The organism is Halobacillus campisalis, from assembly GCF_030345335.1.
Classification (GTDB): domain Bacteria; phylum Bacillota; class Bacilli; order Bacillales; family Halobacillaceae; genus Halobacillus_A; species Halobacillus_A campisalis.
Genome location: NZ_JAPVRC010000006.1, coordinates 178,832 through 195,394 on the forward strand (window position 1 = coordinate 178,832; position 16,563 = coordinate 195,394).

At 40.2% G+C, this 16,563-nt stretch carries 14 protein-coding genes and 1 riboswitch; of the genes, 10 read left to right on the forward strand and 4 right to left on the reverse strand.

From position 1 onward, the window contains the following. Nucleotides 1–6 precede the first annotated feature (6 nt). Nucleotides 7–107: riboswitch (TPP riboswitch) on the forward strand. Between the two features lie 81 nt (nt 108–188). The 8 genes from thiT to O2Q26_RS13795 all read left to right on the forward strand — a co-directional run bounded on the left by thiT (nt 189) and on the right by O2Q26_RS13795 (nt 10,154). Then, the gene (thiT, locus tag O2Q26_RS13760) at nt 189–761 is read left to right on the forward strand and encodes an energy-coupled thiamine transporter ThiT (RefSeq protein WP_289216437.1); all 573 of its coding nucleotides are present in this window, start codon (nt 189–191) and stop codon (nt 759–761) included. A 108-nt stretch (nt 762–869) separates the two neighbouring features. Then, nucleotides 870–2,348 carry a phospholipase D family protein gene (locus O2Q26_RS13765; protein ID WP_289216438.1) on the forward strand — a complete coding sequence of 493 codons (1,479 nt, stop codon included), beginning with the start codon at nt 870–872 and terminating at the stop codon, nt 2,346–2,348. A gap of 329 nt (nt 2,349–2,677) precedes the next feature. Further along, entirely contained in the window at nt 2,678–3,541 is an 864-nt protein-coding gene (locus O2Q26_RS13770) for a DUF1028 domain-containing protein (protein WP_289216439.1), read from the forward strand. A gap of 92 nt (nt 3,542–3,633) precedes the next feature. Further along, nucleotides 3,634–4,221 (forward strand): DUF2087 domain-containing protein, encoded by a 588-nt coding sequence (locus O2Q26_RS13775; RefSeq protein ID WP_289216440.1) that lies wholly within the window; start codon nt 3,634–3,636, stop codon nt 4,219–4,221. Nucleotides 4,222–4,325: 104 nt separating this feature from the next. Continuing rightward, nucleotides 4,326–5,516, forward strand: a complete 1,191-nt coding sequence (locus O2Q26_RS13780; protein WP_289216441.1) for an MFS transporter — start codon at nt 4,326–4,328, stop codon at nt 5,514–5,516. Between the two features lie 408 nt (nt 5,517–5,924). After that, entirely contained in the window at nt 5,925–6,731 is an 807-nt protein-coding gene (gene fdhD / locus O2Q26_RS13785) for a formate dehydrogenase accessory sulfurtransferase FdhD (RefSeq protein WP_289216442.1), read from the forward strand. A gap of 11 nt (nt 6,732–6,742) precedes the next feature. Then, complete coding sequence (gene fdhF / locus O2Q26_RS13790) at nt 6,743–9,694, forward strand: formate dehydrogenase subunit alpha (protein ID WP_289216443.1); 2,952 nt, start codon at nt 6,743–6,745, stop codon at nt 9,692–9,694. Then, complete coding sequence (locus O2Q26_RS13795) at nt 9,687–10,154, forward strand: helical membrane plugin domain-containing protein (RefSeq protein WP_253934583.1); 468 nt, start codon at nt 9,687–9,689, stop codon at nt 10,152–10,154. Before fdhF ends, O2Q26_RS13795 begins: the two co-directional genes overlap by 8 nt. Before the next feature lie 41 nt (nt 10,155–10,195). On the opposite strand, the gene O2Q26_RS13800 is transcribed toward O2Q26_RS13795, so the two are convergent. Both O2Q26_RS13800 and O2Q26_RS13805 read right to left on the reverse strand, forming a co-directional pair. After that, on the reverse strand, nt 10,196–10,678 hold the full coding sequence (locus O2Q26_RS13800; RefSeq protein ID WP_289216444.1) for a DUF456 domain-containing protein: 483 nt from the start codon (nt 10,676–10,678) through the stop codon (nt 10,196–10,198). A gap of 111 nt (nt 10,679–10,789) precedes the next feature. Then, nucleotides 10,790–11,785 carry an aldo/keto reductase gene (locus O2Q26_RS13805; RefSeq protein ID WP_289216445.1) on the reverse strand — a complete coding sequence of 332 codons (996 nt, stop codon included), beginning with the start codon at nt 11,783–11,785 and terminating at the stop codon, nt 10,790–10,792. A 134-nt stretch (nt 11,786–11,919) separates the two neighbouring features. Here O2Q26_RS13805 and O2Q26_RS13810 point away from each other — a divergent pair, with 134 nt between their 5' ends. Further along, nucleotides 11,920–14,283: a penicillin acylase family protein gene (locus O2Q26_RS13810; RefSeq protein WP_289216446.1), complete on the forward strand. Its 2,364-nt coding sequence runs from the start codon at nt 11,920–11,922 to the stop codon at nt 14,281–14,283. A gap of 18 nt (nt 14,284–14,301) precedes the next feature. On the opposite strand, the gene O2Q26_RS13815 is transcribed toward O2Q26_RS13810, so the two are convergent. Next, nucleotides 14,302–15,054 (reverse strand): NAD-dependent protein deacylase, encoded by a 753-nt coding sequence (locus tag O2Q26_RS13815; RefSeq protein WP_289216447.1) that lies wholly within the window; start codon nt 15,052–15,054, stop codon nt 14,302–14,304. An 18-nt stretch (nt 15,055–15,072) separates the two neighbouring features. Continuing rightward, the gene (nfsA, locus tag O2Q26_RS13820; RefSeq protein ID WP_289216448.1) at nt 15,073–15,810 is read right to left on the reverse strand and encodes an oxygen-insensitive NADPH nitroreductase; all 738 of its coding nucleotides are present in this window, start codon (nt 15,808–15,810) and stop codon (nt 15,073–15,075) included. A gap of 397 nt (nt 15,811–16,207) precedes the next feature. Here nfsA and O2Q26_RS13825 point away from each other — a divergent pair, with 397 nt between their 5' ends. Next, nucleotides 16,208–16,561, forward strand: coding sequence for a hypothetical protein (locus tag O2Q26_RS13825; RefSeq protein WP_289216449.1), 354 nt, complete (start codon nt 16,208–16,210; stop codon nt 16,559–16,561). Nucleotides 16,562–16,563 lie beyond the last annotated feature (2 nt).

The window sequence follows — 16,563 nt, forward strand, 5'->3', positions numbered from 1 at the left end:
GAAATATGAGCCTTCAGGGGGAGCCTTTGCGCTGAGAGTGAACGTGTAGTTCAGACCCTTCGAACCTGTCAGTTAGTACTGACGCAGGGATGGTGGCTTTTTTGATGGCGATGCACGGGATTCCTCCATCAGGAAGCTTTCCCCTTTGGCATTGCTTTTTTTGTGTCTTTAAAAAGGGGAGATACAAAATGAGGAACAAAAGAGTTTTGTTTCTAGTAGAAGTAGCAATTTTTTCTGCACTTGCTATTTTACTAGACGTTATACCATTTCTATCATTCAAGCTGTGGGCACAAGGAGGATCAGTTTCTTTTGCCATGGTTCCGGTATTTATTATGGCCTTCAGGTGGGGGCTCAGCGGTGGAGTTTTAACCGGTGTACTATTAGGTATTTATCAAATTCTATTCGGAGCTATAATGGTAACTCCTCTCCAGACCCTACTAGATTATATTGTAGCTTTCGGAGTGATAGGCCTGGCTGGAGTATTTGCTAAGCCAGTATGGGATGCAGCGGCAGCTCATCGTAAAAAGAAATTGATGACATGGGTGATAGCCGGAGCCTTCATAGGTAGTCTATTCCGTTTTCTTGGTCATTTTGTGGCTGGAATTGTATTCTATGGTGAATTTGCTCCTGAAGGACAGCCAGTATGGTTATACTCATTAATCTATAATGGAGGTTATATGCTCCCGGCATTTATAGTAAGTACGATCGTTCTTGGTTTACTATTCCTAAAACGTCCTTCCCTCTTAACCCAAAGTGCATAATTGACCATAAGCCTGTCTGATTACGTATATTAATCAGACAGGCCCTTTTATTTCCACATATACTTTTATATGAAGGAATGTTACCTTTAATTTAAGGATAGCTTGTACATGATGGAGTTAAGGATTGGGGCGCTGGAGTTGAAAAAAATAAAGAATATTCATAAGAAAAAATGGTTTTGGATAATGGTTGGAATTATCCTTTTATTATCTGTAGTTACTGCGTACCATGTGTCGTGGAAAAGTTTACCAGAAGGGACGTCTTATGAAGGCGAATTCAGGAACCTTGAAGGCATAGAATTTTATAAAGACTTGACTTATGAGGACGAAAATGGTGAAGTCGTGCACGAACTCGAGATATTTGAAGAAATCAATAAAGTCATTTCAGAAGCTGAAGACTTTATTGTCATTGATATGTTCTTATTTAACAGCTATAGCGATGATGGCGATAAATTCCCTAATATCGCTGGAAAACTAACAGACCATATTATAGAACAAAAGGAAAAACATCCGGATATGAAAGTGATATTTATAACAGATGAAATTAATACGGTGTATGGATCCTACGAATCAAAAGAAATTGATCGTCTTAGAGACCATGAAGTAGATGTAGTATTGACAGATTTAAATAGGTTAAGGGATTCAAATCCTGTATATTCTAGTATTTGGAGGGTCTTTTTCAGCTGGATGGGTACGAGCGGCGATGGATGGATTGCTAATCCATTTTCAAAAGAGGCCCCAGATGTTACCCTCAGATCCTACTTAAAACTTTTAAACGTAAAGGCGAACCACAGGAAAGTACTAGTTACAGAAGATGCTGCCATGGTGTCTACGGCGAATCCTCATAATGAGAGCGGACTTCATGAAAATGTCGCTTTTAAAATGACTGGACCTATTATTGGAGATATTCTCGAAGCAGAAGAGGCAGTCGTCAATTTTTCAGGAGAAGCTGATTTTCCGGAGTATGAAAACCGAGACTTTGGAGAAGAAGCAGGTAATTTAGAGGCGCAGTATATTACTGAAAGGAAAATATTAGACGCTGTAGTTGAGGAGCTGTCCAAAGCGGAATCTGGTGATACGGTATGGCTTGGCATGTATTACTTAGCAGAAAGGAATATTATCGATCAGCTCGATAAAGCAGCTGACCGTGGTGCCGAAGTGAACATTGTCATGGACCCGAACAAGCAATCATTCGGACATGAAAAATCTGGGCTTCCGAATTTACCGGTAGCAGCTGAAATGAAGGAGCTTGGAAACGATAACATTAACCTTAAGTGGTACGACGTGAACATGGAGCAATATCATACAAAAATGCTATATATAAACAGAGATGCTGAAAGTGTGATTATCGCTGGTTCAGGTAACTATACAAGAAGAAATTTATCCAACTTAAATCTTGAAGCGGATGTAAGAATTATAGGGCCTTCTGAGGAAGAGGTATTCCAACAAGTTGATGAATACTTTACGCGTATCTGGTCCAATGAAGACGGAAATTACACGGCTGACTATGAAGAATATCAAGATAATATGACGATAGGAAGATATATTACGTACTACCTTCAGAAGTGGACGTGGTTTACCACATATTAAATAGGCAGAGCTGTCGATAAATTTATCGACAGCTTTTTTACTGCTCTTACAACGCTTTTCTGATTCTTCATATAATCTTTTATCATAAAGAATCATCTTCAAGGTATTCGGGTGCTTCCGTTTTTAAGGATGGAGCTTGAAAGCCCGGGGAATTACTCGCTTTCCATGGGCATAAGGTGATCTTCCCCGGGCTAACGCGTTGCGGTATCTCACGATTAGATAAGGGTAAGAAATATCCTTGTCTTCGTTCGCTAAGCTAACACAGTATTTCTTTTTTGAAGGTATTCTATTAAGAAAGTCGAATAATTGTAGAAAAGGGGAGTGATTGTTTGAGGCATATTATTGCTACATATTCTATTGTCGCAGCAGATCCGAGTACAGGAGAGGTGGGTGTAGCCGTTCAATCAAAATTTCTTGGTGTAGGTGCTGTAGTACCTTATGCAAAAGCTGGTGTCGGCGCAGTAGCTACTCAGGCTTTTGCCAATCCTGCTTATGGACCGGATGGCTTGGAGCACTTAAGCTCAGGCTTGAATGCTGAACAGACCATTGATCAATTAATCAAGTCTGATCCCGGAGCGAGTGAACGGCAAATTGGAGTAGTGGATTTTCAGGGGAATGCAGCTTCTTATACAGGAGATGACTGTTATGACTGGGCCGGGGGTATCACCGGCAAACATTTTGCTGCCCAGGGAAACATTTTAGTGAATGAGGAAACTGTTACTAAAATGGGGAAGGCTTTTGAAAATGCAAAAGGTAATTTAAGCGAAAGGCTGCTGGAAGCATTAAAATCTGCACAAAAAGCTGGAGGAGATCGTCGAGGTAAACAATCTGCAGCTCTTTACGTTGTAAAGGAAAAAGGTGGATATGGCGGGCTAAGTGATGTTCTAGTAGATCTAAGAGTAGATGATCATCAAGAACCTATTAAAGAATTGGAGAGGATTTATTTCCTTCACCAACTATATTTCGCAGAATCTAATCCTGCGCAAATCAAACAGCTGAAGGGGGATTTGAAGGAAAAAGTTAGTTATCACTTGTATCGGGTCGGTTATTTGAAGAATTCTAATCCAGACGACATCGACTTATATAAAGGGGTAACTACTTTCCTTCATACAGAAAATTTCGAAGAGAGAGAACAGAAGCAAGGATGGATTGATATGGAAGTTGTGCATTTTTTAAAACAGATGGGCGATTAAAGCTGCTTAAATAGGCAGCTTTTTTTATTGCATATAAAACATAAATAGATTATCATCTAATTAGATATTAATCTAACTAGAGGAGGTATCCTATGCAACTGGATAAAATGATTTCTTTTTATAAAGCAATTGGTGACCCAACCAGGATCAGAATAGTATCTCTGCTAAAGAGTGGTCCTCTTCACGGCCAGGCCATTGCCCATAAATTAGGGTTAAGACCTCCTACCATCACTCATCATTTAAAGAAATTGAGAGACACAGGGATACTTTATTCAAGGAGAGATAAGAACACGATTTATTTTTATTTAGATGCTAAACGCCTTGAGTTCATGGCTACAGCAATTCTAAGGTTAGGAGATGATCCATTGAAACAAGAAGAGATGTATATGTCTGAAACAGATCAGCTCAAAGTAATGAGAAGTTTTATTAGCAGGGAAGGGAAATTGACGAGAATTCCGAGTCAACTTAAGAAAAAGCTCGTCGTTCTTTCTTATTTCGTTCAAGGTTTCGAGCACGGGAAGTTATATACTGAGCAAGAAGTGAATGAATACGTTTTGACATTCCATGAGGATTACGCAGCGATTAGAAGAGAATGGGTTATGCATCAATTCATGTACCGTGAACAGGGTAAATATGAATTGAACCCTAAGGAAATGTGGCCGCTCGTTGTGAAGCGCTAAAAAGTCAAAATGAAATAGGTTTATAGAATAAAAGTTCTGACATAGGTCGGAACTTTTATTTCAGGAAACTAATTAGATGAATATCTAATTATGGTGGGGTTATTATGTTTCATTTACTAAAAGGTCATCAATATAAGTATTTATTTCAAGCTGGAATTGTTAATGGGATTGGTGACCGCTTCAGTCAAGTGGCCGTGTTAGCACTAGTCTTGAATTTGACGGGATCAGGGCTGATGGTAGGTCTCGTGATGGGAGCACGCATCATACCGTATATCATCTTACCTCCATTAGGCGGCAGGTTAGCAGATCGTTATGACCGACGAACACTCATGATACTAACGGATAGTATCCGTTTTCCTTTCGCTCTGTTATTTTTGTTCGTTGAAAATCAGGAAGGGTTATGGGTTGTGTACACTGCAGTAATCGTGCTTGCTTGTGGAGAGGCCTTTTATCAGCCCATTAGAAAATCCACTATTAGTTCATTAGTTGAAAAGGAATCGCTTCTTAAAGTGAACGCATTGGAACAAGTAATGATAGGAGTCGTACTCATATTAGGGTCAGTGACAGGTGGTATTGTAGCATTTTTTATCAGTCCAAAAGTTTCTTTTATCATTAACTCTCTAACATTTCTGGTTGCTGCTTTATGGATAAAAAAATTACCTGAATTGAAATCAAATAAAAAACAAATGGAAAAGACTAAAGATGAATCGGATTGGTACCGTAACTTGAAACCGATTATTTGGTTTGTCCTTTTCGTCCAATTCTTGCTGCCGATTACGGATGGGATATTTAACGTTTTAATTACTTATTACGGCGGCAACACGTTTGGAAAGGAAGATCTAGGGATCGGCCTGTTGTATGGATCTCTTGGTATCGGTCTTGTCATCAGCTTTTATATTTCAGCACGTTTTAATAAAAGGAAGTTACTGAAAGCCAGTCTCTTTTTCATTGTTGTAGAAGGGGTGATGCAAATTTTAGCCAGTCAGTCTTCCTCTATCGTTTCTATGTGCTTCCTTTTTATCATGATATCAGCAGCTGGCGGAGTGACGGCAGCCTGCTTAGACAGCTTAGTAATGGAAAAAACAGATCCTAGTCACTTGGGGAAAGTGTTTGGAGTTATAGAAGCTGTATCAAATATACAAGTCGGGATATTTATGGTTGCAGGCGGAATATTGATCGACAGTTTCGAAGCCAGATTACTTGGCTTATATGGAGGGGAGTTGAATATAGCGTTGGCCGTTCTATTTATGCTCATTCTTGTTGGCTCTAAAGTTTTTTGTAAAAGGATCAGTTAAGGTAACTATTTAAAACAACAAACGAAAGAGTTAATAATATCTTGTACCATAATCGGATAATAATAGAACTGTATAGTATTACAAAAAGTAAGCAAATAAGAACGGTGATGCTAAACATGGAATTATTTTTTAAGGTGCAGGAATTGATATAAAAAATTATTTGCAAAAAGTATACAGTGGGTAATTAACTAAGTCACATCTCTATAAAAATAATAAAGTAGCAGCAGCGGTTTATGATGGTGAGAATTTATTAAAGCAGCGAATTTAAAGAAACTAGTAAAACTCTCTGATACTAAGTCTGCAGTTAATTAAAGTGCAGGTCTGATTAATATTGCAATATAAAAATTACGTTTAATCAAAGATGAAAAAGGTTAAATGTATATAACTGTCGATTTGAGGTGGGGAACAATGAAAAGAGAGACTCGTCATATTCCCATGATAAAGTACGAAGATGGAAAAATTACACATACAGACGATGAAATTGCCGAAGAGTATCCTCTAACCATTATGGTGAATGATGAGGAGTTCGCTACTATGGTATGCACACCAGATCACCTCGAAGAATTAGTCATAGGATTTCTCGCTTCTGAAGGGATAATAAGATACGTAGACGATATCCTATCTATGCATATCGATAAAGGTCGGGGCTATGCTTACATAACGACCCATAAACAGGTTAATTCCACATCTTCCAATAAACGGTGGATCGGGTCTTGCTGCGGAATGAGCAGAGCTTTTTATTTTCAAACAGATGCAAAACAGGCTAAAACAGTAATGGATGATTTTAAAGTGAAGCCTGAAGATTGTCTTAACTTGATGAAAGCGTTTCAGGAGAGAGCCTCTATTTTTAAAAAGACAGGCGGAGTCCATCAGGCAGCCATTGCATCAAGAGAAGGTATTGAGTTGATTTTTCACGATATCGGCAGACATAATGCGCTGGATAAATTGAATGGCTTTATGATCAAAAATAAAATATCTAGAAAAGAAAAAATGGTAATCTTCAGTGGAAGGATCTCTTCAGAGATTTTAATAAAAGTATCAAAAATGAGATTGGGTTTCCTACTATCTAAATCAGCTCCAACAGATCTGGCTATTGAGCTCGCTGACGACCTGAATATTACGGCGATAGGTTTTGCCAGGGGAAAACGAATGAATATATATACACACTCCAATCGATTACTCATTGAAGAATCAACAGAGCTGGACTTAAATTAGGAGGGGTTATTTTGTTAGAAAGAGATCACACGGTGATAACGCTTAACGGGAAAGAGTACTTAGCAGATCCAGGGCAGAACTTATTAGATTTTATTAATACGACAGAAGAGCAAGTCCCGCAAATTTGTTATAACGAATCGTTGGGACCAATTGAAACATGCGACACTTGCCTCGTCCAAATCAATGGGGAACTTCAACGTGCCTGCGGTATGAAAGTCGAAGCAGGTATGAAGGTACAGACACAGCTGCCACATGTTCACAAAGCACAAAAAGAATCCCTGGATCGGATTTTAGAAAACCATGAGCTGTATTGCACAGTATGTGACTATAATAATGGCGATTGTGAAATACATAATACAATGGCCGAGTTCGGTTTAGAACACCAGTCGAGACCATTTGAAGAAAAGCCATATAATAGAGATGATTCCGGTCCTTTTTACCGTTATGATCCTGATCAGTGCATTTTGTGCGGCAGGTGCGTTGAAGTCTGCCAGGATGTTCAAGTCAACGAAACATTGACCATCGATTGGGAAAGGCAGCAGCCGCGGGTCATATGGGACAACGATGTTCCCATGGATCAATCATCATGTGTAAACTGCGGACAGTGTTCTACAGTTTGTCCATGTAATGCAATGATGGAAAAAGGTATGGAGAGAGAGGCTGGTTTTCTTACTGATCAGGAGCCGGGCATTTTAAAGTCGATGATTGAAATGACAAAAAAAGTGGAAACAGGCTATGGTCCATTGTTTGCTGTTTCTGATAGTGAAGCAGCCATGCGTGAAGAACGAATCAAGAAGACTAAAACAGTATGTACTTACTGTGGAGTCGGTTGTTCCTTTGATGTATGGACTAAAGACCGTAAGATATTAAAGGTAGAACCTAATGCCGAATCTCCTGCCAATGGGATTTCCACTTGTATAAAAGGGAAATTTGGATGGGACTACGTGAACAGCGAGGAACGACTGACTAAACCGCTAATAAGACGCGGGGATGCTTTTGAAGAAGTTGAATGGGACGAAGCGATTTCATATGTAGCCAGCAGATTCAAAGAAATTAAAGAAAAACGTGGAGCCGATGATATCGGGTTCATTTCCTCTTCAAAGGCTACCAATGAAGAGTCGTATTTGATGCAGAAGCTGTCTCGTCAAATTATAGGGACAAATAATGTCGATAACTGCTCCCGATATTGTCAGACACCGGCAACTAAAGGTTTATTCCGCACAGTGGGGCATGGAGGAGATTCCGGGTCCATTGAAGATATAGCTAAAGCTGACTTAGTAATTACTATAGGTTCAAACACAGCAGAATCTCATCCAGTATTGGCTTCCCGCATCAAGCGCTCGCAAAAATTGTTCGGGCAGAAGCTGTTTGTATTTGATATTAGAAAACATGAGATGGCTACGAGAGCTGATCGTTTCTATCAACCGAAATCAGGTACGGACCTCGTGTGGATTTCTGCAGTATCCAAGTATATCTTAGATCGTGGTTTAGAGGACAGAACATTCATCGACGAGTGGGTGAATGGGTTTGAAGAGTACCGCCAGAGCTTAGAACAATTTACGATGGAGTATGCTTCCAATTTGACTGGAATTCCTGAAGGTGAACTTATAGATGTTGCTGAAGATATAGCCCGTTCAGGTAAGGTATCCGTATGCTGGGCTATGGGAGTCACTCAGCATATGCGTGGCAGTGATACGAGTACTGCAATTTCTAATTTACTGCTACTTACAGGAAACTACCGGAAGGAAGGCTGTGGAGCGTATCCATTGCGTGGCCATAATAATGTTCAGGGCTGCAGCGATTTTGGCAGTATTCCTAACTTTTTCCCAGGATATGAGGAAACCACTGATGATGAAGTTCGCAGCCGCTATGAAGAAGCCTGGAATTGTGAAATACCTAAAGAAGCAGGGAAAGATAACCATCAGATGATAGAAGCAATACATGACGGCAATTTAAGTTCGATGTTTGTCATCGGAGAAGATACAGGTATTGTCGACGCAAATATCAATTACGTTACTGCTGCTTTTGAAAAGTTGGATTTCTTCGTTGTTCAGGATCTATTTTTCACAAAAACTGCTGAATATGCAGACGTAGTCCTTCCGGCTTCTCCAAGTCTTGAGAAGGAAGGAACATTTACTAATACAGAACGTCGGATCCAGCGATTATATAAAGTTCTGGACCCTCTCCCTGGCTCTAAGCCCGATTGGGAAATTCTCCAGCTTATTGCTCAAGAGCTGGGTGGTGACTGGAACTATGATCATCCTTCTGAGATTATGGACGAAGCCGCAAGCTTAGCGCCACTATTTGCAGGTGTATCTTACGAACGTTTGGAAGGGTATGATTCTCTTCAGTGGCCAGTGGCTGCAGACGGCACGGATGAACCATTACTGTTCTTAGATGGCTTTCCTTTCGAAGACCGTAAAGCTAAATTTTTCCCGCTGGACTTTGAACTGGATTACGATACTTCAGAGGAATATGACCTTCATGTAAATAATGGACGACTTCTTGAACATTTCCATGAAGGAAACATGACCTATAAAGTGGAAGGTATTGTTAAGAAAACACCTAACCCATTTATAGAAGTATCTGAAGAGTTAGCAAGAGAGCGGAAAATTCATGAAGGCGCTGAAATCAAACTGATTTCTGAAGCTGGAGAAGCTACGGGTGTGGTCACTGTCACTGACCGTGTTAGAGGAAATGAATTGTTCATTCCTATGAGTGCCAATGGTAAATCCGCCGTAAACTTCTTAACAGATAACCGTGTGGATAAGGATACGAACACTCCCGCCTATAAAGAAATAGCGGTGCGCATGGAAGTTGTTAAGAAAAAAGGGAAATCACCAATTCCGACGAATAATCACAGAAGAGGCCAACCCGTTCCGCAAGTTGGAGTTAAGGTTGAAGAGAAATGGGAAAGAGAAGATTATATATTCCCAGGAGATCAGGTGAATAAAGATGGCTAAATCTATAACTAATATTAAGAGGTTGGAAGTTCCTAAAGAGAAGCAGGTGGAAAGAGATTTAGATGAAGTCAGGGAAGCAGTCTCCGAAAATAAAGAAGCAATTTTAAAAGGGATAAAATTGTTAAAATCGCTTGATGAAGTAGGAACCCTGGATACGGCCAACGCTTTTTCTCATTCAAAGAAAAAAGCTTTGGAGCATCTTGTTAATGAAGTCAGTAAAGACCAATATACTCAGCTTTTTGAGAATCTGCCTGAGCTTGTCTTCCTAATGGGGGATCTTGATATGAAAGCAATTAGAGAAACGACAGGACGGGTGAACCAAGGCATAAAAGAAATGAATGAACTTGAGCCTGAGCAAAAAACGACCATTTTCGATTTAGCTAAAGCTTTAAAGGACCCTGAAATCAATAAAAGCATCACAATGCTTATGCAACTCTTAAAAGGTATGGGTAGAGATTAAAAATAACGGCAGTGCCTATTCTCAGGCACTGCCGTTGTTTTTTAAATCCAAATCTCTACAAAAAACCATATGATCATCATCAATTGAATGATGACCTTAGCAAAGCTTCCACTGAGAAAACCGAATAACGATCCAATGCCGGCCTTGAACGCTTCATCTGCTGTTCTTTTTTGAGCCAATTCGACTACGAGCACAAGTACAAATGGAACAACGATGATGCCAAAAGGCGGGATAATGAAGGACCCCGCAATTACGCCGATAGCGGCAGACCTTTCTCCCCATTTACTTCCCCCATACTTTTTAACAAAGTAACTGTTGGCGATGATATCCGATACTATGAGTACAACAGTCAGCAGAATCATCGCTATCCAGAATAGGATACTTAATTCTCCGCCGTCTATAAAAAATTGGTAAGCAAGAAATCCGAGCCATAAGACGAGCGGTCCCGGAATGATTGGGAAAATTAAACTGGCGAAACTAGCCAGGAATAATAAACCGATAATTATCCATATTACAATATCCAATGCAGTGACCTCCTGTATGATTGCAAGTGATTATATCTTAAATGATCAACGATAAAAAATCGAGCTCAATTTTTTGAGCTCGATTTTCCTTTTGATTTAAAGAACGTAATACTAAACTTCTTGTCTTGTAGGAGGAGCCATAAATTCTGGACCTACTGGGTCTTTGATATTTCTATTTAAGATCTCATCAATATCTTTCATGCTTTCATCATCAATTGAAAAATCGTTGACACCATCAACAGGGTCCAGCTGATCGGGGCGGCGGCCACCCATCAACGCAATTCCAGAGCCCGGCTGCTGAAGTACCCAGCGAATAGCGAGGTGGATGACGTCTTTGTCAAAACGTTCCTTGGCTAATTCGTCAAGTTCTTGTACTGCACTTAGATACTGGTTGAAACGAGGCTGTTGGAACTTGGGGTCGTTATTCCTTAAATCATCCCCATCAAATGAACGGTCTGCAGACATTTTCCCGGAAAGTAAACCGCGGCAAAGCGAGCCGTAAGTTATTGTGGTGATGTCATGCTTTTGAGTGTAAGGTAAAATGTCTCCCTCAATATCTCTTTCAAATAAGTTATATGGAGGCTGCAACGTGTGTATAGGTGCAGCTTCTCTAAAAATGTCCATTTGTTCAGGTGAAAAATTGCTTACACCAATTGCCCGGATTTTACCTTGTTTATGCAAATAGTGTAAAGCTTCCGCCGTTTCATGAATAGGCGTCAAAGGGTCAGGCCAGTGCACTTGATATACATCAATATAATCAGTTTGAAGACGCTTCAATGAGTTTTCAACTTCTTGATGTATTCTTTCTTTAGTGCCATTTCTAAATGGCTGCTCATCTTTCCAATCCAGAGCCACTTTAGTAGCCAAAGAGATTTGGTCTCTGCTCCCATATTCTTTAACGGCTTTACCGACTATTTCTTCAGATCGCCCAAACCCGTAAACAGGAGCCGTATCAATAAAGTTGATTCCTTTATCTAAAGCTGAATGGATAGTTTTTATGGACTCTTTTTCATCTGTTCCACCCCACATCCAGCCTCCAATAGCCCAGGTTCCTAACCCGATTCGGCTGGATGTAATATCTGTGTTTGCAATATTTATCTTTTCCATCGTTACACCTCCAAAATCTTATAATGGAATGTACCCTTAATGTTCGTCTATTAACCTTCTACTTCGGCATATATACATATTAAAAGTGGTTGAGGTATAATTAATTCAGGCTTTTTTAAAAGGGGGAGTTCCAAATGGAACCTTTAAAAGAGATTGAACACGAGAAGAGAAAAATAAAGCGCTGGAAAAAGGTCACATTAGTGATTACGGGTGTAATTATGTTGCTAATGGCTGCTGCGCTTATATTTGTAAACGCTTACATAAATCGTTCACTACCCGAAACCGTCGGCCAAATTAAGTTAGAAGGTCTTAGTGAGGAAGTCAGCATTATTCGGGACGAGCAAGGAGTCCCGAATATTAAAGCTAAGTCTGATGAAGATCTATTTAGAGCGCAGGGTTATGTACAGGCACAAGACCGTATGTTCCAAATGGAGCTTGCAAGAAGGCAGGCATCGGGTACGCTAAGTGAAGTTGTGGGGAGTACGGCCATCGATCAAGATAAGTATTTTCGAACGCTAGGGTTAAGGAGGGCTGCGGAAAAGTCTATTCAAGAATATTCCGAAGAGGCTTTGAAAAGTTTGGAAGCATTTGCGGAAGGCGTGAATGAGTACATCGCGCAGGCTGTAGATCAAAACAAACTACCTGCAGAATTCATTTTAATGGGAATTGAACCAGAACCCTGGGAACCTGTCGATTCATTGACCATCGGGAAGTACATGGCCTTTGATTTAGGAGGACATTGGGAGAGACAGGCTTTTAACTATTATGCGATGCAAGAGTTTTCTCCCGAAGAAGCAGAAGAGCTTATGCCAGCCTATCCCGAAAATGCTCCGACGATTCTGGATGAAGAAACAATAGACATAGCTTCAAGCTTTAAAGGTGCCGTCCTGCCACAAGAATTCAATGGAAGTAATAATTGGGTAATTGATGGGAGCCTCACTTCATCAGGTTCTCCTTTGCTGGCGGATGATCCTCACCTTGGTTTAGCCACTCCGTCCATATGGTATCAAATGACTTTAAACTCCCCTGATTACAATGTTTCCGGTGTTATTTTCGCCGGTGTTCCGGGAATTATTTTAGGTCATAACGAAGATGTGGCATGGGGAGTAACAAATGTAGGACCGGACGTGCAGCAGCTGTATATGGAAAAAAGAAATCCTGAAAATGAGAATGAATTTCTATTTGAAGAGAAGTGGGAAGAAGCGGAGGTTATTAACGAGCCGATACGGGTGAAAGGTGAGGATACGATAGACTATTCTGTTACAGAAACGAGACATGGACCTGTCATCAGTGAATTTGCGGAAAACACGGGTGAATCATCAGTCTTGTCATTAAGGTGGACGGCTCTTGATCCTACTACGGAACTTGAAGCTATTCTGGAAATCAATAAAGCAAGAAATTGGGAAGAATTCGAAAATGGTTTAGAGAAGTTCCTAGCACCCGCTCAGAATTTTGTATATGCAGATAAAGAAGGGAACATAGCCTACAAAGCAAATGGTAGAATTCCGATATATGAGAACCCTGATGATGCTCTTCTTCCATTAAGAGGATGGACATCTGAGGATGAATGGAACGGGTTTATTCCGTTTGATGAACTACCAGGTGCCGTCAATCCGGAAGAGGGGTTTATCGCAACAGCTAATAATAAAATAACTACAGTAGAATACCCTTATCATATAAGTCATAATTGGGCACAACCTTACCGTTATCAACGTATTATCGACATGATTAACGGCAAAGATAACCACACCTCAAAAGATATGAAAGACATGCAGTTAGATGTATTGAACCTGCAGGCTGAAGAATTCCTAATTTATCTTCTGGACCAGCTCGAAGGTTCGAACGAAGAGACAATTCAATTAATGAACGACTGGAACTATAAAGATGAAGAAAATTTGCCGCAGCCTCTCATATTTCACCGGTGGATGCTGGCGATACAAGATCAAATATTTTCAAAGAAGATACCAAAAGATATGTTGGAGTTTTTTAAAGGGGCAGGACAGACCACGGATGAAATACTACGTACGAGTATGAAAGGAGAAGAATCTATTTGGTTGGAAGAGGCTGGTGGTATAGAGAACGTCGTCCAGCTGGCTTTCGATGAAACCCTCATTGAATTGAAGGAAGAACAGGTGCAGGAACCTGCTGACTGGGAGTGGGGGAAATGGCACGCTGTAGAATTTACTCACCCGCTATCGAGCATTGGGTTTTTGGAAAGGTTTTATAATCCCGGTGCTCCTGTCCCTGTTAGTGGAAGCAGGATAACCGTAAGAGCGGCAGGTTTCAATAACAGTGGAATTGTCGATCATGGGGCCTCATGGAGGTTTGTAATGGACCTAGCAGATCCAAGCAAGGCAGAGCACGTAGTAGGGCCGGGGCAGGCGGGCCATTTTCGCAGTGAGTGGTATCACAATCAACTGGGTGATTGGGTTTCAGGAAAGTATCACACGACACTTCTTAACGAATCTGATGGCAGCGAACTTACTTTGCATCCTTAATAAGATACGTGTCCTCTCTTATTCCGATGAGGACACGTTCTTAAGATATTGTTCAAGTTGGGGAATGACCGTTTTTAAATCTTTAGTGATGACTTCATCGAACAAGTAATCTTTTATAGTTGGTTCTTTATTTATTAAAAGCGAAGGAATCCCCCTGCTTACTGCATATTCTGGTAAAAGACTGAACGGTGTAACTTGAAGTGACGTGCCCAAAACCATCAGGAAATCTGCTTGATCAATGATGGCTTCGGCTTCGTCATGAGCAGTAATCAAATCTCCGAACAAAACGACATTTGGTTTGATGATAGTATGGCAAGCATCACATTCAGGTGTTTCATGCTCCAGAACATAATCGATGGTAAAAACTTTCCCACATGATGGGCAGGATGCTTTATCCAAAGAACCATGATATTCAACAACTCGTCGGCTGTGTGCGGCCGCATGCAGTCCATCAACATTTTGAGTGATGATATTAACATCCCGATGTTCAGTTTCTAAGTTTTTGATAAAGTGGTGTACCGGATTGGGATGATACTCCTGTAATAACTTGATGCGGAAAATCTCTTTGTACTTTTTCCAGAAATCCATGGGATCATAAGCAAAATATTCACTGGACATGTAATCTTCTCTTCTTCGATCATAAGTCCAAACCCCTTTAGAGGACCGGAAGTCAGGAATTCCGCTCGCTGTAGACACACCCGCCCCCGTTAATATTACGATGGAAGCTGCCTCGTCAATTTGACGGGCGGCTGCGACTAGTTTCTCAGACATGAGTTCCATCCTTTCTTTCTAGCGTTTATTGAAACCTTTCTTCTGGACAAGGTCGGTCACATCCATGCGCATTGTCTTCATGAAGCGCCTTTTCATCTGTTCCGTCCACGTATCTGTGCGACTATTTGAACTGCGAGATTCGTAGTAACCTGCGATTTCTTTATCGAATGCTCGTAAGCTCTCATCGTGTTCTTTATATTGATTTTCAAAATAAACGGCTTTCTTTGGAAGTCTTGGTTTAAGATCCGGCTGGTGGGCCGGGTGGCCAATGGCCATACCGAATAAAGGGATGACATGTTTAGGGAGGTCAAGCAGCTGGTCAACTTTGCTTATATCATTCCTTAAGCTCCCAAGATAACAGATTCCTAAGCCGAGTGATTCTGCTGCTATAGCTGCGTTCTGCGCAGCCAGCGCCGCATCAATGGCGGAGACGAGAAAATGCTCGCTGTTCTCTAAATTTTCGATCATTTCACTGTATTCTTCATTCGACGCTAAATGAGTTTGACGGTGAAGATCGGCGCAAAAAACAAGAAGATGCCCATTTTGTTTAACATAGGGCTGACCGCTAATATCAGCTAGAGCTGATTTAAGTTCAGAATCCGTTACGCCTATAATCGAATACGCCATCATATAACTTGAGGTCGAAGCTTGCTGAGCTGCCCCTATAATGGCATCAATCTGTTCATCGGTAAGTGGTAGATCTTTGAATTTGCGAATGCTTCTATGATTTAGAAGAGTATGGATCGTAGAATTCATATTTTAAGCCTCCATTATTTATATGTTTATTAATCTTGTTAACTATTATTTCCTAATGAGAAATATTTCTAGGCTGACAGTAAGGATGAATGGTTCAGTGAGAAGCCAAGTATTCCCCAGTGTACGCTTGTTTTATGAAAAGTCTACAACTATGTTTATCATAACTTTTTATTTAAGATAACATAAATTATTTAAAGAAATCTCGTTCGAGACTTACAGATATTTGTATCATACCGCACTATAGTGTATAGAAACATCAACATACGTCATATTTGAAAGAGGCATGAGTGTAAAAGTATAAGTTTACATAAAATTTTTATAGTAATTAGAGGGTTCTGTTGAATAAAGTAGAATTATTATTATATATTTATTTGCTTAAGCACGGGGAGGGGTTCTTATGGCAGAAGTATTTGACTTCGATCGCTATAAATCCAAAAAAGAGATGAAAAAGACTACTCATGAAAATCTTGTATACGAGATTTATTTGACAACAATTAAATATGTGAAGAAACATGGAGTTTTCCAACCTGAGCACCTTGGGGACCACATCACGACAGATACTTCTCTTAAAGTAATTTTTAACGAGGACGAAGAAATTTTTAATAAAACGTTTCATGAACTGATAAAGTACTGGGAAATCAATTTAGACGCTGTTCAAACGAGTTTATTTGATAATAATTTTGAAAATTTTCCTACGGTAGGCGATCTATGTGTATTTATAGAAAAAGAGATCAACAATGCTAGAGACTAAAT